Consider the following 18,355-nt stretch of genomic DNA (forward strand, 5'->3'; position numbering starts at 1 on the left):
GCTGTAGAAGGGGATCAGCAGCTCCGGCCGGTTCTCGGCGGCCAGCGCGCGGCCGGTCTGGGTCATCATCTCCGACACGCCGACGATGGAGGCCAGCACCGTGGCCATGGTGAGGATGGCATAGAGGTTCATCCAGGGCGGCAGCATGCGCTTCACGCACTGCGGCAGGATGATCTCCCAGAGCGTCTGGCGCCGGGTGAAGGCGAGGGACTCGGCGGCTTCCCATTGGCCGGAGGGCAGCGAGCGCACGGCGCCGCGCACGATCTCCGAGACGTTGGCCATGACCGGCAGGGCCAGGCCGATGGTCGCCTTCACCCAGTCCGGGAAGGGGACGACGGCGAAGCCGAGGTCGAATTCGAAGGGCAGCAGGAACATGCAGAAGAACAGCAGCACCAGCCAGGGCGCGTTGCGGAAGAACTGGGTCACCACCCAGGAGCCGCTGCGCACAGGCGCCATGAGGGAGATCTGCATGAGGCCGAGGGCGGCGCCGACGGCGGTGCCGATGGCCATGGCGAGAAAAGAGATGGCGATGTTGAAAACGAAGCCTTCCAGCAGCACCGGCAGCCACTTGAGCAGCGCGCTGAGGGCGCTTTCCTTCTCCGCCACGGCGCCCTGCGCCTCGGCGACGCCGGCGGAGAGCAGCAGGACGGCGAGCAGCCAGAGACCGTGGCGGGCGCGCAGGCGCGGCAGCGGGGCACCGGCGGCGCGTTCCTTCTTCGCGAGGGCGGCCAGGCGTTCAGCGGCCGGCAGCAGCACCGGCAGGTCGGTGCCGCCCTGCAATACGGGGGTCCGGGGCGGCACGGGAGTCCGGGTCGACACGGAATTCTGCTTCGGTCGGGCCATCATCCGAACCCGGGCAGCCGCATCGCCCGCTCCCATCTGTGCATGAACCAGACCAGCACGCCCACCAGGAAGACATAGGCGACCAGCAGGAAGGTCATCATCTCCGGCACGTTCACCGAATCCGACCAGATCTGGTTGGCCATGTAGAGCATCTCCGGCACCGCGATGGCGTAGGCCAGCGTGGTGGTCTTCACCAGGTTCACCAGATTGTTGTTGAGGGCCGGCAGGCAGACGCGGAAGGCCAGCGGCAGGACGATGTAGAGGTAGGTCTGCAGCCGGGTATAACCCAGCGCCTCCGCCGCCTCCTTGGTGGACTCCGGCACCGCCTCGACGCCGGAGCGGAAGATCTCCACGTTGAAGGCGCCGGCAAAGAACGACAGCGAGATCACCGCCCAGGCGAAGCTGTCGAGGATCGGTTCTTCCAGGCCGAAGCGGTTGGTGGTGGTCGGCAGGATCGAGCCGATGGCGAAGTAGAAGAAGTAGAGCTGCACCAGGGGCGGGGTGTTGCGGAAGAATTCGATATAGGCGGTGACGCCGCGGCGCACGAGGGCCGAGCGCGCGCCCTGGGCCCAGGCGCCGACGATGCCGATCACCACCGACAGCACGAGGCAGATCAGCGACAGCCAGACCGTCATGAAGAAGCCGTCGACCAGCCGGTTGCGGTCGAAGGAATCGTAGACGAAGGTCAGGTTGATCCCGGTGTCTTGGTAGAAGACCCGGAACCACTCGTAGACGGCTTCCACCTGGCCGCCACTCCCCTGCTTGTGGTGCTCCTCAGCGCAAGACTAGCGCATTCGATGGCGAGTCCGAAGCCCTCGCCCGGCCATTCCCCCTCACCCCGCTGCGCCTAGGCTCGATCTTCGATCTCGCCAAGGCTTCTCTACCCTCTCCCCGCCGGGGAGAGGGAGGGGCCCGCGTGAGCGGGAGGGTGAGGGGGCTTCTGTTTCCTACCGCTCGATCGACGGATTGAAGTCGCGGAAGGCGGCGTGCATCTTCTTGGCGAAGGGCGTCTGCTCCAGGCCGTACTTGGCCTCCAGCTCCAGGATGCGGCCGGACATGTGCCAGTCTACGATCATGCCCGACATCATCTTGGCAAAGGCGTCCTCGCCCTTCTTCACCGCCAGGCCCCAGGGGGCGTCGTCGATGGTCGGCAGCGGCATCGTCCAGCCTTCCCAGTCGGCATCGCCGAGGCGCGAGACGATGAAGCTGTCGTCATAAACGAAAGCGACGCAGCGGTTCTGCTTCAGCGCCGTCAGCGCCTCGGCCGTGCCCTTGAAGGCGACGATGGTGGCGCCGAAGTCCTCGGAGGTCTTGCGGTTGTAGAAGGCGCCCTGGATGCCGCAGACCGGCGCGCCCTTCAGGTCCTCCCAGTTGGCGAAGTTGCCCTTGGTGAGGATGTTGGTGCCGGAGGAGTAGTAGTTCGGGTCGACGATCTGCACCACCTCGCGCCGGTCGTTACGGTCGGTCATGGTGGCGATCATCAGGTCGATCTTGCCCTGCTCCAGGAACTGCATGCGGTTGGACGAAACCACCGGCACCAGCTCCAGCTCGACGCCCAGCACGTCGGCAACGTCCTGGGCCAGGTCGGGCTCGATCCCGACGATCTTGCCGCTGCTGTCGAGAAAGCCGTAGGGCGCGTAGTCCGCTTTCACCCCGACGATCAGCTTCCCGCGTTCCTTCACCTCTGCGATGACGTCGGCAGAGGCCGGTCCCGCCCCTGTGCCGATCCCCGCCGCCAGCACCGCCACCGCGGCGGCGGCGGCCTGGGTCTTCATGCCCCGAGTCTTCATTTCCAGGGTCTTCATCCAACTTCCCATCTGCTTCCCCTTTCTCTTTCGCGCGTGTTCGCGCGCAGATCGTTCTTGCGACCGGACAGACTAGAGGGGCTTGGCGGGGCTGTCTACGGATCGCCACGGCTGCGTCGCTTCGCTTGACGCTGCCGGAAAAGGGGCGGACAGTCCCACAAACTCAGCTTGCAAAGCCACTGCCGACGAGGGAAGGCCGCCTCATGCTTGCCGAACAAGAGCCCGCCGTGCTCGACCCCCTGCGCCGCAACCTGCGCGCGCACCTCATGAAGGATGAGGCCACCGTGGTGAAGGCGCTGCTGGATGCGGCGGCCATGCCCCACGACGCGCAGGACCGCATCGCCGAGCAGGCGCGGCGGCTGGTGGCGGCGGTGCGCGGGGCGCGGCTGGGGCAGGGCGGGCTGGATGCCTTCCTCCATGAGTTCGAGCTCTCCAGCAAGGAGGGGGTGGTGCTGATGTGCCTGGCCGAGGCGCTGTTGCGCGTGCCGGATGCCGCCACCGTCGACAAGCTGATCAAGGACAAGATCGCCGAGGCCGACTGGCAGGGCCATCTGGGCCAGAGCGAATCCCTCTTCGTCAACGCCTCCACCTGGGCGCTGATGCTGACGGGCCGGGTCGTCAAGCTGGACGAGCACGACGCCCGCGACCTCGGCGGCACTCTGCGCCGCCTGGTGCAGAAGTCCGGCGAGCCGGTGATCCGCAGCGCTGTCACCCAGGCCATGCGCATCCTCGGGCGCCAGTTCGTCATGGGCCGCACCATCGAGGAGGCGCTGGAGCGCGCCCGCGCCCAGGAGAAGAAGGGCTACCGCTACTCCTACGACATGCTGGGCGAGGCGGCCTACACCATGGCTGATGCGGGCCGCTACTTCCGCGCCTATGCCGATGCCATCGGCGCCATCGGCACGGCGGCAGCCGGGAGAGGGCCCATCGAGGCCCCGGGCATCTCCATCAAGCTCTCCGCCCTCCACCCGCGCTATGCCTTCGCCCAGCGGGAGCGGGCGCTGCGCGAACTGGTGCCGCAGCTGAAGGCGCTGGCCCGCGACGCCAAGGCCGCCGACGTCGGCCTGACGGTGGACGCGGAGGAGTCGGAGCGCCTGGACCTCTCCCTCGACATCATCGAGGCGGTCTCCGGCGACCCGGATCTCGCCGGCTGGGACGGTTTCGGGCTGGCGGTGCAGGCCTATCAGAAGCGCGGCCTGCCGCTGCTCGACTGGCTGGCCGACATGGCGCGGCGCCATAACCGGCGGCTCATGGTGCGCCTGGTCAAGGGCGCCTACTGGGACAGCGAGGTGAAGCACGCCCAGGAGCTGGGCCACGAGGGCTACCCGGTCTTCACCCGCAAGGCCTCCACCGATCTCTCCTACCTCGCCTGCGCCAAGCGCCTGCTGGCGGAGCCCGACGCCTTCTATCCGCAGCTCGCCACCCACAACGCCCACTCCCTGGCCTGGGTGCTGGAGGCGGCGGGCAATCGTCAGGATTACGAGTTCCAGCGCCTTCACGGCATGGGCGAGGTGCTCTATGACGAGGTCGTCGGCCCCGACAAGCTGAACCACCCCTGCCGCATCTATGCGCCGGTGGGCAGCCACGAGGACCTGCTGGCCTACCTGGTGCGCCGCCTGCTGGAGAACGGCGCCAACTCCTCCTTCGTCAACCGCATCCAGGACGAGAAGCTGCCGGTGGACGCCATCGTCGCCGACCCTGCGGCGAAGCTGCGCGCCGCCGCCCAGATCCCGCACCCGAGCATTCCCCTGCCGGCCGACCTCTTCGGCGAGGAGCGCGCGGCGGCCGCGGGCATCGACCTCGACGACCCCCTCGCCGTGGCGGCGCTGCAGCGGGACATGGACAAAGCGGCGGAGGAGTCCTGGCACGCCGGTCCTCTTGTCGGCGGTGTCGAACAGATCAGCGGTGAAACGCACCGCGTCACCAACCCGGCAGACCGCGGCGAGACGGTGGGCGAGATCGCCTGGACCACGGCGGAGCAGGCCGAACAGGCCCTGGCCCGCGCCCAGCGCGCCGCCTTTGCCTGGAACGCCACCCCGGCGGCGGAGCGCGCCGCCTGCCTGGCGCGGGCCGCCGACATGATGGAAGCGGCGATGCCGCGGCTGATGGCCTTCTGCCGGCGCGAGGCGGGCAAGACCCTGCCCGACGGCGTGGCGGAGGTGCGCGAGGCGGTGGACTTCCTGCGCTACTATGGCGCCCGGGCCGCGGCGGAGTTCGCCCAGCCCCTGGCGCTGCCCGGGCCGACGGGGGAACGCAACGAGATCTCGCTGCAGGGGCGCGGCGTCTTTCTCTGCATCTCGCCCTGGAACTTTCCGCTGGCGATCTTCACCGGACAGGTTTCCGCAGCGCTCGCCGCCGGCAACGCGGTGATCGCCAAACCGGCGGAACAGACCGGCCTGGTCGCGGCGGAGGCCGTGCGCATCCTGCACCGCGCCGGGGTGCCCGGCGACGTGCTGCACCTGCTGCCCGGCGACGGGCCGACGGTGGCAGCACCCCTGGTCAGCGATCCGCGCATCGCCGGCGTCGCCTTCACCGGCTCCACCGAGACGGCGCGCATCATCAACCAGGCCCTGGCAGCGCGGGAAGGGGCCATCGTGCCGCTGATCGCCGAGACCGGCGGACAGAACGCCATGCTGGTCGACTCCACCGCGCTGCCGGAGCAGGTGACCGAGGACGTTCTGACCTCGGCCTTTCAGTCGGCGGGCCAGCGCTGCTCGGCCCTGCGGGTGCTCTTCCTGCAGGAGGACGTGGCCGACAAGATGCTGACCATGCTGACCGGCGCCATGGAGGAACTGGTGGTGGGCGACCCCGGGCTGCTCTCCACCGACGTCGGCCCGGTGATCGACGAAGAGGCCAAGGCCGTGCTGGAGGCCCACAAGGCGCGCATGGCCCGCGACGCGAAGACGATCTACGAGGTTGCGATGCCGGCCGAAGCGGAGAAGGGCTGCTTCGTCACCCCCGCCGCCTACGAGATCGACGACATCGCCGTGCTGGAGCGGGAGGTTTTCGGGCCCATCCTCCACGTCGTGCGCTACCGCGCCGACCGCCTGGACCAAGTGCTCGACGCCATCGCCGGGACCGGCTACGGCCTGACCCTGGGCGTGCACAGCCGCATCGACGCGACGGTGGAGCAGATCACCCGGCGCCTGCCGGTGGGCAACGCCTATGTGAACCGCAACATCATCGGCGCCGTGGTCGGCGTGCAGCCCTTCGGCGGCCAGGGGCTCTCGGGCACCGGCCCCAAAGCCGGCGGCCCGCGCTACCTGCACCGTTTCGCCACCGAGAAGACCCTTTCCGTGGACACCACGGCCGCCGGCGGCAACGCCTCCCTCATGTCGCTCCAAGAGGGGTTGTCGCGCTAGCGCGTTTCCAAGGGAAGGTATCGCGCGCGCCCATCCTTCGAGACGCGCACCTTCGGCGCGCTCCTCAGGATGAGGTCTGTGTGTTGAGGCACTCTGGTCCTCATGCTGAGGAGCCCCGCAGGGGCGTCTCGAAGCATGGAGCGGCCGCAAACCCCTGAAGCCTCGGCAGCCTCCTAAAGCGTACCCAGGCTCAGGTCATTCTGGTCCAGCGTACCGGTGATGTTCTCGACCGTCGCCAGCACCAGATCGAAGATGGCGTCGCCGTTGGTGTCGATGGAGACCGTGGCTTCGTCGCCGACCTGGACGACCTCGACCCGCCCGGCCCGGTCGGCGTCGGCAATGCCGCCGTCGAGGGTGTCCAGCAGGACATCGAGGTCGATGACATCGCTGGCCTCGGCGTCGAAGCCGTCGATCAGATCGCCGGCATCTACCGTATCGAGGTAGACGAAGACATCGCTGTCGGCCCCGCCGACCAGGGTGTCGGCGCCGCCCGCGCCTGCCAGGGTGTCGCTGCCCGCGCCGCCGGTCATGGAATCCGCGCCCGCCGTGCCGAGGAAGGCGTCGGCCTCCGCACCGCCCAGGAAGACGTTGCCGTCGTAGCTGCCGTCGGTGAAGGTCTGGGTCACCCCGTTCGTATTGCCGCCGCCCGTGTTGTCGAAGGTGTTGTCCTCGATGTCGGTGTTGGGGTCGCGGGCGCGCAGGGCGAAGTTGTAGGTCAGGCCGCTGAAGCTGTTGCCGGTGATGCTGGAATTCTCCGCATCGATGGTCACCAGGATGTTGCCGAAGAGATCGCCGCTGATCTCCTTGGGGCCGCCGGCGGTACCGGTCACCTCGTTGTTCTCGAAGACGATGCCGGTCTTGCTTTCGCCGCTGATGTATACCAACGCACGGGGCACGTTATTCACCGTGAATTGGTCGCCGAAGCCGGCTTCCGCGACCGTCGCGCCGGTGAAGGTCTGGCCGGAGAAAATGTTGTCCGAAATCAGGAAATCGGTGTTGGCAAAGCCGAACTCGGTCAGCAGACCCCCTTCGCCGTCGGCGCGGATGTCGTTGCCGACGATCTTGGCGTTGGCGTGGGCCTTCTGGAAATAGATCGCGGCATGCTCGATGCCCGGCGTGGCGACGTCGTAGCCGATGATGGTGAAGCCCTGGCCCACGGCGCCGATCTCGACCCCGTCGGTGTCGTTGGTCACCATGATGGTGCCGAGATTGCCGCCGGCGGCCGAGCCCTGGATGATCGTTGAGTCGCGGCCCTCGGCGGAGATCAGGGTCACCGCCTTGTCGATGGTGACGTTCTCATTGTAGGTGCCGGGGCCCACCAGGATGGTATCCCCCGGCGATGCGGCGTCTATGGCGGCCTGGATCGACTGGCCTTCCGCCACCAGCCAGACGACCTCGCCGTCGCCGAGAAATTCCAGCTTCTCCACGTCGATCAGCTCGTCGGTACCGTCGGGCCCGTCGATCGTCACCACGCCGGGGCCGAAGGTGACGCTGTAGTCCGCCAGGGTGCCGGAATAGACGCCGGTGTCGGTGCCGTCGCCGCCGTTCAGGGTATCGTTGTCGCCCTTGCCCTGAAGCCGGTCGTCGCCGCCCTCGCCCTTCAGTTCATCGGTGCCGTCGCCGCCGATCAGCGTGTTGGGCTCGTCCAAATCGCCCTGCAGTGCGGCCACCTGGCTGTAGTCCACGTCGGGGAAGGCGGAGAGGTCGATGTCGCCGGCGATGCCGTCGAAGTTGAAGGAGAGATTCCAGCCGCTTTCGCTGTCGACGTCGACGTTCTCCATGTCCAGGCCGTCGACGTCGTCGTAGTTGTAAAAGGCGATGCCGACCTTCTCGTAGGTGCCGTTGATCTCGACATCCTTGATGGTGACGGTGCCGAGGGAACCGGTGTCGCTGCGGAACTGAATGGCGTTTTCCGCGGCGAAGTTCGGATCGTAGCTGCTGCCGTCGATCGGCCGGTTGCCGCCGTCGATGGTGATGTTGCTGAGGGTAGCGTCGCCGTTGTACTGGAAGAACAGCAGATCGCCGTCGCCGCTGGAGGGGCTCGGCCGGCCGTTCTGCACGAAGCTGGAGTCGGCGACCAGCACGGCGCCCAGGGTAAGGCCGTTGACGATGCCCAGGCCGTTGCGCTCGTTGCCTTCGAAGTGGGTGTCGCGGATCTCAAGGCTGCCCAGGATGGTGCCGTCGACCTCGATGCCGTAGTCGGCTGCCCCGATGATGCCCAGCCCCTTGAAGGAGACCGCGGCGTCGCTGCCCAGATCGCCGGCCAGGGTGAAGGCCGAGCCGCCGGGCGGTGCGATGATGGTCTCGTCCGGGCCCTTGCCGATGAAGTGCAGCGCCTTGTCGACCGTGACGGACTCGGTGAAGGTGCCCGCGCCGATGAAGATGATGTCGCCGGCCTGGGCGGCATCGACGGCGTCCTGGATGGACTGGCCCTCGGCCACCAGCCAGACCGTCTGGCCGTCGCCCTCGAAGACCAGCTTCTCGACGTTTTCCAGCGTGTCCTTGCCGTCGACGAAGCGGTACTTGCCGAGCCCGCGGACGGTGAAGCCGTCGTCGTTGCAGTCGATCTTGTAGTTCTCGAAGCTGCCGCGGTAGAGCGCCGTATCGAGGCCGCCGCCACCGTCCAGCTTGTCGTTGCCCTGGCCGCCGTCGAGGGTGTCGTCGCCCTCGCCGCCTTTCAGGGTGTCGCGCGAGAAGCCGCCCTTCAGCAGATCGTTGTCGGCGCCGCCGTCCAGATGGTCCCGCCCGAAGCCGCCGTCCAGGGTGTCGTTGCCGTCGTCGCCCTTGAGGGTATCCCTGCCGAAGCCGCCGATGGCCAGATCGTCGCCCTCGCCGCCGCTCAGCGAGTCGCGGCCGAAACCGCCGAGGAGGGTGTCGTTGCCGTCGCCGCCCTCCAAGGTGTCGTTGCCGAAACCGCCGATCAGCAGTCCGTTGACCGGCGTGCCGTTGTCCAGACTCCAGCCCTCCACGTCGTCGCGCCCGAAGGTGCCCGCGAAGATATAGTCGGCGTCACCGGGATCGAAGCTGTAGCTGGACGGCACACAGACTTTCTCGGCTGCCGCAGCAAAGCCGGGATCGCCCGGCTCGAAGAAGAATCCGGCGGCCTTCTGGTCCGCCCGGGTTCCCGGAATGTTGAGATCGAACTTCGAAACCGGCCGGCTGATCGGCGCACGCAGCGCCAGCACCTGGAACAAGCCCATGGCACCCCCCTCATTAGCTTTGGCGCCGTCCACGGACCAGGCGGCGGCGCCACCCCCCGAAATCTCGGTGGGTTTCCCCTCAAGTTGAACCGGGGGCATTCTAACCAGCGCAAAGGGGGTAAGCTAGTGCAGTTGCAAGTCTGTTTAGAATATTCTCTTACAGATTGCAGTTGGGTGACAGGACGCGCAGAACGCGAGGTTGGGCCCCGCGCTCTGCTTGTCCTGGCTCAAGCCAAAGACTGCCGGGCTTGAGGGGGTTGTTTGGGTCGGGCGTCAGGCTGCCGCTGAACGGTTCGGGCTGGCTCTCGGGCCGGGGCTGCGGAAGCGTTCCTCCGCAAGGCGGTCGGCTGCTTCGGAGGTGGCGAGACCGGCAGCGTCGGCGCGCCGGAAGATTTCCGCCAGGGTGTCCTTGATCTCGGCCACATGGGAGAACGCCTTGGCTTCGTCGTAGCCGGGTCCCTCGTGGCTGATGATGATGATGCCGCCGGCGTTCAGCACATAGTCCGGTGCATAGAGAATGCCGCGCTGCCGCAGCGCCTCTCCGTGACGTGCTTCGGCGAGCTGGTTGTTCGCAGAGCCGGCGACGATCTTGGCCTGGAGCAGCGGCAGGGTCTCGTCGTTGATCACGGCGCCCAGTGCGCAGGGGGCGAAGATCTCAGCCTCGGCCGCAGCAATCGCCTCCGGTGCCACGACCTCGGCGCCGAACTCCTTGACCACGCGGTCGAGGGAATCCTGGGCGATATCGGCAACGATCAGTTTCGCACCCTCTTCGGCCAGGTAGCCGCAGAGGTAGTAGCCGACGTGACCGACGCCCTGCACCGCAACGCGCAAGCCGCGCAGAGTGTCGCGGCCCAGCTTGTGCGCGGCGGCGGCCTTCATGCCCATGAAGACGCCGTAAGCGGTTGCCGGCGAGGGATCGCCCACGCCGCCTTTCGTGGCGCCGCCGACGTACTGGGTTTCCTCGCCCATCAGATCGACGTCGGGCACCGAGATGCCGACGTCCTCGGCGATGGTGTAGCGGCCACCGAGGCTGTCGACGAAGCGCCCCATAGCGCGAAACAGGGCTTCGGACTTGTCCTTGCGCGGATCGCCGATGATCACCGACTTGCCGCCGCCCATGGCGAGACCGGCCAAAGCCGACTTGTAGGTCATGCCGCGGGAAAGGCGCAGCGCGTCGGTCAGCGCTTCCGCGTCGCTGGCGTAGGGCCACATTCTGCAGCCACCCAATGCCGGGCCGCGGTTGGTGTTGTGAACCGCGATGATCGCCTTCAGGCCGCTGTCGGCGTCGTGACAGAAGACCACCTGCTCGTGGCCGTCGAATTCGTGATGCTCGAAAACAGACATGAAAACCCCTATTCGCTATGGCCGCGTCGGGCGCATCACCTGAGGCGGTGATTGTTTGTCTTGCCTCAAATGTCAGGGGTTAGGCTTAAGTATTCAATAAGAACAAACTGGCCCAAGCAAAATAGACCGATCCTGATAGAAGCAGTCCTCAAAGCCTCATGATGGCGCGCGGGACCGCCGCCCGCCCGAAAGAAAATTACCCCGCCGAACTGCGTGGAATCAGGCGAGTCGACCGGTCAGGGCGGTTTCGAACATCCGGCGCATCTCCGCCGCCCCGGCGGGCACCGGGTTGGTGGGAGCCGTGGGGTCCTCTGCGGCCATGACGGCGATCTCCTCGATGCGTTCGTCGCCGACGCCGAGGCCGTCCAGCCGCTCCGGGATGCCGAGTTCCGCGCGCAGGGCGAGCACCCAGTCCTGCACCGCGGTGAAGGAAGGTGACGGCAGGCCGAGCCAGGCGGCCAGGCGGGTCATCTTGTCCTCGATGGCCGGACGGTTGAAGGCCAGCACATAGGGCATGACGACCGCGTTGGTGAGGCCGTGGTGGGTGTCGTAGAGCGCGCCGATGGGATGGCTGAGGGAGTGGATCGCGCCGAGGCCTTTCTGGAAGGCGGTGGACCCCATGGAGGCGGCGGCCAGCATGTGGCTGCGGGCCGCGAGATTGGACCCGTCCTTCACCGCCGCGGGCAGCCAGTCCTTCACCAGGCGGATACCTTCGACCGCAATGCCCTCGGCCATCGGGTGGTAGCCCGGCGCGCAATAGGCCTCCAGGCAATGGGCCAGGGCGTCCATGCCGGTGGCGGCGGTGATGTGCGCCGGCAGGCCCAGGGTCAGTTCCGGATCGGAGACCACGGTTCCCGGCATCATCTTGGGATGGAAGATGATCTTCTTGATGTGGGTGTCTTCGTCGAGGATGACCGAGGCCCGGCCCGTCTCGGAGCCGGTGCCCGCCGTGGTCGGCACCGCCACGATGGGGGCGACGCCCGCCGGGTCGACCCGCTTCCAGTTGTCGCCCTTGTCCTCGAAGTCCCAGAGTGGCCGGCTCTGCCCCGCCATCAGCGCGATGGCCTTGCCGCAGTCCAGTGCGGAGCCGCCGCCGAAAGCGATCACACCGTCGTGCCCGCCGGCGCGGTAGGCGGCGACCCCCTCATCGACGTTCCGGCCCACCGGGTTGGGCTTCACGGCGGAGAACAGCCCGCTCGGCAGGCCTTCGGCTTCGTTGGCGGCCAGGGCCTCGGCGACCATAGGCAGGTCGGCGAGGCCGGGATCGGTGACCAGCAGCGGGCGCGTCATGCCCAGGCCCTTGCAGGCTCGCCCCAGGTTCCTGATGCGGCCGGGGCCGAAGAGCATCTGGGTCGGAAAGCCCCAGTTGCCTTTCAGGGATTGCGGGTTGCTGCCGGGGGGATTGGTGCTGGTGGGGTCGCTGGTCATGGGCGGGCCTTGTCGTTCTGCGGAGCGGGGGCAGGGTGCCCGGTCGCTTCATCCTTTGGTAACCAAGACCTTGGTGATACCCGCAATGCCGGACCGGATTCAAACGCTTGTTGGCCTTTGCCCCGGATGGCAGCCATGCACAGCCGGCAGGCCGGGAAGGGCGGCGGTCCGGGGTGTAAAGGGAACTAAGACTTCCTTCACCCTTGATCCGTAAAATCCAAACTACTGCGAATTTTCCAGGCGCAGCGGCGGGTAGGTGAACCCGTCCGGCCGGAGCGGCTAAGGGCCCCGGCGCGCCGTCTCAGGAGGAGCTTCGATGATCTCCGCACTTCTCGATCTGCCCGGGCTGCTGCCCGGGACGTTCGGCCGCACGCCAGAGGCGCTGGGCGGCCAGGGCCGTCAGGCTTTCCTCGACAACCCGGCAACCACCGGGCGCGATCCGATCCGCCTCTCGCCCGAGGCCCAGGCCGTCGACGACACCGAAAGTGTCGGCGAAGGCGCGGCCGCCGAAACCGACAGCAGGTCCCTCTTGGGGGAGGCCGGCGGTTTCGTACGCAAGGCGCTGGACACCATGCGCCGCGACCTTGGTCAGGTGCTGAAGGCTTTCGGCTTCGACTCAGAGTCGGTCCAGGAGTTCACCAAGGCCTTTGTCGAGCCGGTGCTCACTGCCTTGAAGGAGGGCATGAACTTCACGGCCGAGCTTTCCTTTGCTGCCTTCAGCCAGGTGACTGCGATTTCCGGCTCCAACTTCAGTCAGTCGACCTCCATGGTCGCCAAGTCCCTCTCGATTGAAGTCAACCAGGACACCGGCGAGGTCTCCGTCTCCATGGCGAGCCTCTCTTTCGAGCAGGATATCCGGATCGGCGGCGGTACCGCCAGCGGGCAGGCTCCGATCATGGTGATCGATCCGGAGACGCTGGGCGACCCGGCCGCGCTGGCCGAGAAGATCCTGAGCAGCGGCGCTCCGGCGAACGACGGCGCAGCGCCCCAGGCTGCGGCCAAAGGCGTGGCGGCGGCGGGCGATGACGATGCAGTCGAAGACGACGATGACGGCGACGGCATCTCCGGTGTCACCGGCCCGCTCAAGGAGACGCTGGCCGAGGTGCGTGAGCGGCTGGCGGAAGACGCGGTCGATTTCCAGACCCGTCTGGCCATCTACTCGGTGACCCGCACCACCAACGACCAGGGCGAGACCATTATCCGCCTGCTTCTGGATGCCCAGATCAGGATTTCCAGCCTGGAAGGCGGTGGCAGTGACGATGCAACGGTTCAGGAGGAGGCGGAAAGCCTCGACCTCGAAGCCTAAAGGCTTGAACGGTCGGAACCGTCGGAAAGGGGCCCTTCGGGGCCCCTTTGCCGTTTCAAGCAGCGCTGGCCGTCAAGCCGACTGACCGATGGGCGCTGTCCGGCGAACCAGAGCCTGGCCTGATTGATCCAAGAGGCCGAGATGGAAGTAACGTGGACCCGAAAGCGGGGCCGCCGAAACGAAGGGGGCCGAACAGGTGCGGCCGCGGCACACCCCGAACCACGTCTTCCTGCAAAACGGGTCGAACTAGATTTCCTCCAATTTGCGCATTGTCTGAAGCGCGGGCCAGGCGATACGCATAACGCACTGTTTGTAGGTGAGCCTCCGTAAATCCGCTTTGTCATAGGCTTCGAACTGACCAAGGATGTATTCCTTTGCTTCCTCCTTGATGACCTGCGCCTTGTCATCATCGCCGGTCGGTAGTCCTGCTTTCTTAATGAGAATGTCAAGGTCACGAGGGGCATTGCTGCCGCTGTCGGCGCGGTTCAGCCACTCTACACCAACTTTCCGCCTGGCCGATCGAGATAGCCTCTGTGTCTTCCCCAGTCCCTTGGACTTGGCGGATAGCCTTTTCATCTCTTTGTTGCGCGCGGTCAGGCGCTTCTTTCTCTTCTTGTTGTGAGCTGCGAGATCACTCAGGAGCTTCTTGTACGTAGCCCTTATGTCTTCGACCTGCTGGCGGTTCTGCGTGATCTTGTCTTCCAACCCGGCTTTTTTCTTCGAATGGATGCTCGGGCTGAAATTGTCCGACACCTGGATGATGGTACTCTGATTACCGGACGGCCGCGCCCGACTGTCGTCCATCTGCTTGGGTTCCGGGCTTTCCGGTTTTGGCCCGCTGTCCGGCGGACGGTGAACGATCTTCGACGTATCTATCACGGGGAGCCCGGCGTTGCCGGGCGTCTGCATTTCCTTCGAGATCTCTTCATCCAAGACATCTTCATCGTCAACTGAATTGGCCCGGTCCTCCGCCTCGTCGATCAGTGCGGCCGTCAGCGGGATGTCATCGCTAAACAGCTTATCCGCCATTTTATCGAAGACATGAGCCGCAGTGTCCTCGTCGTATGTATTGGCAAGCGCTTCAAAAAGCGCGTTCTTCGCAATCGCTTGACCTTTGGCAGCGACCGCGCTGGGGATATTGCTCTTTATCAGCTTCTGTACTTCGGACTTGGCGTAGGCGTCTTTGCTGGCGTATACCGCGTAGCCCCTGCCCTGGGACCTGATGCCGGTGACGCTGCCGCCGGAGTCTTCGACGAATTGGCGGAGTCGCTCGACGTTCAAGCTTCCGTCGACCTGAAGTTTATCCGACATGATCGTTCTCCTGCGGTGCGGCGGCGCTCAGACCCGGATGCCGGTAAAGGGGACGGCGCTCTCGGCCGTATCGGGGTCAAGCTCCTCCGTCTCGGAACTGGCGATGAGGTCGGCCCACATCCGGCGATGCACCGCCAGATTGCCCATCAAGGTCTGCAGCCGTTGAACGTCGAGCCCCTGAACGGGGTGCCGATACATCAGAAGCGCCCGGCCCTCCCCGTCCAGCGCCGTGTGCAGGCCACCGGTTTCACGCCAGACGCCGCTGAACCGCAGCAGCAACGCGTGCACCCGCTCGGCGCTTTGGTCCGGAACCTCACCCAGGTCGAGCGCAAAGACGAACTGGCCGCCGTCATCGTCATAGGCGACGTCGATGCGGGTGGTCTCGTCGATCACCACGGCCCAGAGAGGCTCGGTTTCGTCATAGACAATCGCCGCCGGGTCGAGAAGAGGGCCCAGTTCCTGGAAGAGCTTTTCCGCAATCGTCTTGTCGTTCATTCCACCGATCAGTCTGTAGCCACCAAACGTTACTGTACCATACCGGGATTGTTAGTTTCCGCCGCGGAATCACGCGCAAAGGATGGACGATTTTCGGACCGGCCAAGTCAGCGAGCCACAACAACGGCGATTAGCCGGGATGCACAATTTGATTGCGCTGAATCCGCTCTAGCCGTTGAGGGCAAGGTCGAGAAACTCCAGACGGTCCTGGCCCCAGAACATCTCGTCCTTATAGACATAGGTCGGGGCGCCGAAGACGCCGCGTGCAATGGCCGCCTCGGTCTGCTCGGCGTAGCGTTGCCGGACCGCCGGGTCCAGCGCCTTGGCCAGCAGGTCGAGGGCATGGTGGCCGGTCTCGGTGGCGATGGCCTCGCAAGTGCCCACCTCGGCGATGTTGCGGTTCTCTTCCCAGATTGCACGGCCGAAGGCCTGGGCCAGTTCCAGCGGCCGCCCGCCGCCCTGGCCGGCGGCGATCACCATGCAGGCGGCTGTCAGGTCCGGCACCCGGGCGTTGCTGGGCTGCAGGATCAGGGGGATGCCAAGGTGCTCGCTCCAGCGCTTCAACTCGACCAGACGGTAGGCCTGGCGTTCCGGGGCCCGCTTGGGCAGCGGCAGGCCGCCGGTGCGCGGGAAGACCGCGCCGAGATTGATGGGGATGACCCGCACCTCCGCGCGGTGCTTCTGCGCGATCTCGGCAAGGCGCTGGGCGCCAAGGTAGGCCCAGGGCGAGATCACCGTGAGATAGTAGTCGATGGTCTTGGTCATGTCTTGGCGGCCTCGGCACGGGGTGGTCGAAGAGAACAAAGCGCTGGCAGGCTGCTTAGCGCGTCCGTGCCCTTTGGTCCAGAGCGCCCTGGTCCAGAGCGCCCTGGTCGAGAGCGCCTTGGCCAGACCGCCTTGGTCCGAAGGAGCGGACCTGTTAGGGTCGCCGGCGAACACTGCCGCGCCGTTTTTCGGCAGTCCGACAGCAGGTGCATATCTATGGTTCGTGTTTTTTGTGGGTGGACCCGTCGGACCTTCGGCGCGGTGCTGCTGACGCTTTCCGCGGCGGTCGCGCTTTCTGCGCCTGCGGCGGCCGACCAGGCTCGCGAGGCGGTGGGGCTCTTCGTTCAGTCCTGCCTTAAGTACGTGGAGGACTCGGGCGATCTGCGCGCCTGGATCGATTCGACGCCGCAGCTGCGCAAATTCCCGCCGCAGCAGGCCCAGGCCTTCCTGGAGGGCAAGCGCGGCGACGTCTGGTCGGCGGCGAACGACTCCGGCCTTTTTGCGCTTGTGCTCTTCAACGACGACACCTGCACGGTGATGGCCCAGCAGGCCAGCGCCGATCAGGTCTCTTTGGTGTTCTCAGAGTACGTGCGCCGCAAGAACCTGCCGCTGGACAAGGTCGGCGACCGCCGGGAGTTCGTGCGCAGCATCGATCAGCGCGAGGAGGTCTATCGCTCCAACGACGGGCGCATTCTCTACGAGGTGGTCCTGGTGACCTCCAAGTCGCCGCACGCGCTGGTGCAAGCATTGCTGTCAACCCGCCCGAACCGTTAGCCGGCGATCGCATCAATCACCGGCGGCGTTGTCCAACGCGCGCAGCGCTTTGCGGATCACCTTGCCGGTCGCCGTCATGGGCAGGGCCTCGACGAAGGCGACATCGCGCGGGTATTCGTGCGCGGCAAGCCTGGTCTTCACGAAGTCCTGGATCTCCCGCGCCAGCGCTGCGCGCGCATCGTCGCCGCTGTAATCCGCGTCCCGCTTCAGCACGATGAAGGCTTTCACCCGCTCCGTGCGCAGCGGGTCGGGCACGCCGACGGCGGCGGCCATGGCGACCGCCGGATGTTTCAGCAGACAGTCTTCGATCTCGCCGGGCCCGATGCGGTAGCCGCCTGAGGTGATGACGTCGTCGTCGCGCCCGACGAAGCGCAGGTAGCCGCCGTCGTCCATAGCGCCCATGTCGCCGGTCACCAGCCAGTCGCCGCGGAACTTGGCCGCTGTGGCCTCGGGGTTGCCCCAGTACTCCAGGAACATCACCGGGTCGGGGCGTTTCACCGCCACGCTGCCTTCCGCCCCGGGCGGCAGGACGTTGCCGTCCTCGTCGACGATGGCGACCTGATGGCCGGGTACCGGGCGGCCCATGCTGCCGGGCTTCACCGTCATCAGCTCGGCGCAGTTGGCGACCACCAGATTGCATTCGGTCTGCCCGTAGAACTCGTTCACCGTGATGCCGAATGTCTCCTGCGCCCAATCGAGCAGGCCGGCGCCCAGGGTCTCCCCGCCGCTGCCGATCGATCTGAGGGCATAGTTCCAGCGCGCCGCCGGCCGCTCCACCTGGCGCAGCATCTTCAGCGCTGTTGGCGGCAGGAAGGCATTGCGCACCCGCTGCTCGGCCATCAGGCGAAACGCTTCCTCCGGGTCGAACTTGGCGAAACGGTAGGCCAGCACCGGCACACCGTGGTGCCAGGCCGGCAGCAGCACGTCCAGCAGCCCGCCGATCCAGGCCCAGTCCGCCGGGGTCCAGAACAGGTCGCCCGCCTGGGGGAAGAAGTTCTGCGGCAGCTCGACGCCGGGCAGGTGGCCGAGCAGAACCCGGTGGGCGTGCAGCGCGCCCTTCGGCGGCCCGGTGGTGCCGGAGGTGTAGATGATCAGTGCCGGATCGTCGGCCAGGGTGTCGGCGGGCCGGTAGCGGTCCGAGGCCTTGTCTAGCAGCGCCTGCCAGCCCAGCGCGCCATCCCCAGGGCTCTCGCCGGCACCGTCAATGGAGATCAGGGTCCTGAGGGCGGGCAGGCGCGCGCGCAGCGGTGCCAGCTTGCCCAGGCCCGCTGCATCCGTGATCACCGCCGCGGCGCCCGCATTCTCCAGCCGGTACTCCAGCGCCTCCTCGCCGAAGAGGGTGAAGAGGGGCACGGCGATGGCGCCCATCTTGTAGATCGCCAGGTGTGCGACGGCGGTCTCCACGCCCTGGGACAGCAGCACGGCGATCCGGTCGCCCCTGACGAGGCCCTGTGCTTCCAGGGCGTTAGCGAGACGGTTGGACAGGTGACTCAGATCGCGAAAGCTATAGCGCTGCGCGCGGCCGTCCGCCTTCACGTCGACCAGGGCGAGGCGGTCTTCTGATGCCCATTTCTCGCAGGCGTCGACGGCGATGTTGTAGCGCTCCGGCACCCGCCAGCGGAAGGTCTGGTACAGCGTCTCATAGGTGGAGGTTCGCTCAAGCATTGCCCCTCGGTCTCTCCCTGCTCAATCTTGCTTCTGGTCTTTGGCCCGCTAGCATAG

13 protein-coding genes are annotated in these 18,355 nt (G+C 66.6%); 3 read left to right on the plus strand and 10 right to left on the minus strand.

Annotated features, from left to right (window positions below):
- The 3 genes from Q0982_RS20755 to Q0982_RS20765 form a co-directional block, all read right to left on the minus strand.
- The coding region (locus Q0982_RS20755) for an amino acid ABC transporter permease (protein ID WP_299399246.1) at nucleotides 1–819 on the minus strand (819 nt) is incomplete at its 3' end.
- 23 nt (nucleotides 820–842) lie between these two features.
- Nucleotides 843–1,586, minus strand: coding sequence for an amino acid ABC transporter permease (locus Q0982_RS20760; protein ID WP_299399248.1), 744 nt, complete (start codon nucleotides 1,584–1,586; stop codon nucleotides 843–845).
- A 204-nt stretch (nucleotides 1,587–1,790) separates the two neighbouring features.
- Nucleotides 1,791–2,660 (minus strand): transporter substrate-binding domain-containing protein, encoded by an 870-nt coding sequence (locus tag Q0982_RS20765; RefSeq protein ID WP_299399250.1) that lies wholly within the window; start codon nucleotides 2,658–2,660, stop codon nucleotides 1,791–1,793.
- Nucleotides 2,661–2,851: 191 nt separating this feature from the next.
- On the opposite strand from Q0982_RS20765, the gene putA reads away from it, so the two are divergent.
- Nucleotides 2,852–6,010 carry a bifunctional proline dehydrogenase/L-glutamate gamma-semialdehyde dehydrogenase PutA gene (gene putA, locus Q0982_RS20770; RefSeq protein WP_299399253.1) on the plus strand — a complete coding sequence of 1,053 codons (3,159 nt, stop codon included), beginning with the start codon at nucleotides 2,852–2,854 and terminating at the stop codon, nucleotides 6,008–6,010.
- A 173-nt stretch (nucleotides 6,011–6,183) separates the two neighbouring features.
- On the opposite strand, the gene Q0982_RS20775 is transcribed toward putA, so the two are convergent.
- From Q0982_RS20775 to Q0982_RS20785, 3 genes are all read right to left on the minus strand, one after another.
- Entirely contained in the window at nucleotides 6,184–9,210 is a 3,027-nt protein-coding gene (locus Q0982_RS20775; RefSeq protein WP_299399255.1) for a hypothetical protein, read from the minus strand.
- A 273-nt stretch (nucleotides 9,211–9,483) separates the two neighbouring features.
- Nucleotides 9,484–10,554: a Glu/Leu/Phe/Val dehydrogenase dimerization domain-containing protein gene (locus Q0982_RS20780; protein ID WP_299399258.1), complete on the minus strand. Its 1,071-nt coding sequence runs from the start codon at nucleotides 10,552–10,554 to the stop codon at nucleotides 9,484–9,486.
- A 219-nt stretch (nucleotides 10,555–10,773) separates the two neighbouring features.
- Nucleotides 10,774–11,982 (minus strand): iron-containing alcohol dehydrogenase, encoded by a 1,209-nt coding sequence (locus Q0982_RS20785; RefSeq protein ID WP_299399261.1) that lies wholly within the window; start codon nucleotides 11,980–11,982, stop codon nucleotides 10,774–10,776.
- Nucleotides 11,983–12,298: 316 nt separating this feature from the next.
- Here Q0982_RS20785 and Q0982_RS20790 point away from each other — a divergent pair, with 316 nt between their 5' ends.
- Nucleotides 12,299–13,288: a hypothetical protein gene (locus tag Q0982_RS20790; RefSeq protein WP_299399263.1), complete on the plus strand. Its 990-nt coding sequence runs from the start codon at nucleotides 12,299–12,301 to the stop codon at nucleotides 13,286–13,288.
- A gap of 246 nt (nucleotides 13,289–13,534) precedes the next feature.
- On the opposite strand, the gene Q0982_RS20795 is transcribed toward Q0982_RS20790, so the two are convergent.
- The 3 genes from Q0982_RS20795 to Q0982_RS20805 all read right to left on the minus strand — a co-directional run bounded on the left by Q0982_RS20795 (nucleotide 13,535) and on the right by Q0982_RS20805 (nucleotide 15,859).
- Complete coding sequence (locus Q0982_RS20795; protein ID WP_299399266.1) at nucleotides 13,535–14,599, minus strand: hypothetical protein; 1,065 nt, start codon at nucleotides 14,597–14,599, stop codon at nucleotides 13,535–13,537.
- 27 nt (nucleotides 14,600–14,626) lie between these two features.
- Complete coding sequence (locus tag Q0982_RS20800; protein ID WP_299399268.1) at nucleotides 14,627–15,094, minus strand: type III secretion system chaperone; 468 nt, start codon at nucleotides 15,092–15,094, stop codon at nucleotides 14,627–14,629.
- A 168-nt stretch (nucleotides 15,095–15,262) separates the two neighbouring features.
- Entirely contained in the window at nucleotides 15,263–15,859 is a 597-nt protein-coding gene (locus Q0982_RS20805; RefSeq protein ID WP_299399271.1) for a 2-hydroxychromene-2-carboxylate isomerase, read from the minus strand.
- A gap of 216 nt (nucleotides 15,860–16,075) precedes the next feature.
- On the opposite strand from Q0982_RS20805, the gene Q0982_RS20810 reads away from it, so the two are divergent.
- Nucleotides 16,076–16,633 (plus strand): hypothetical protein, encoded by a 558-nt coding sequence (locus tag Q0982_RS20810; protein ID WP_299399273.1) that lies wholly within the window; start codon nucleotides 16,076–16,078, stop codon nucleotides 16,631–16,633.
- Nucleotides 16,634–16,645: 12 nt separating this feature from the next.
- On the opposite strand, the gene Q0982_RS20815 is transcribed toward Q0982_RS20810, so the two are convergent.
- Nucleotides 16,646–18,298, minus strand: a complete 1,653-nt coding sequence (locus Q0982_RS20815) for an acyl-CoA synthetase (RefSeq protein ID WP_299399275.1) — start codon at nucleotides 18,296–18,298, stop codon at nucleotides 16,646–16,648.
- Between the last annotated feature and the right edge of the window lie 57 nt (nucleotides 18,299–18,355).

This window comes from Pelagibius sp., assembly GCF_028281305.1.
In the GTDB taxonomy this organism is placed as follows: domain Bacteria; phylum Pseudomonadota; class Alphaproteobacteria; order Kiloniellales; family Kiloniellaceae; genus Pelagibius.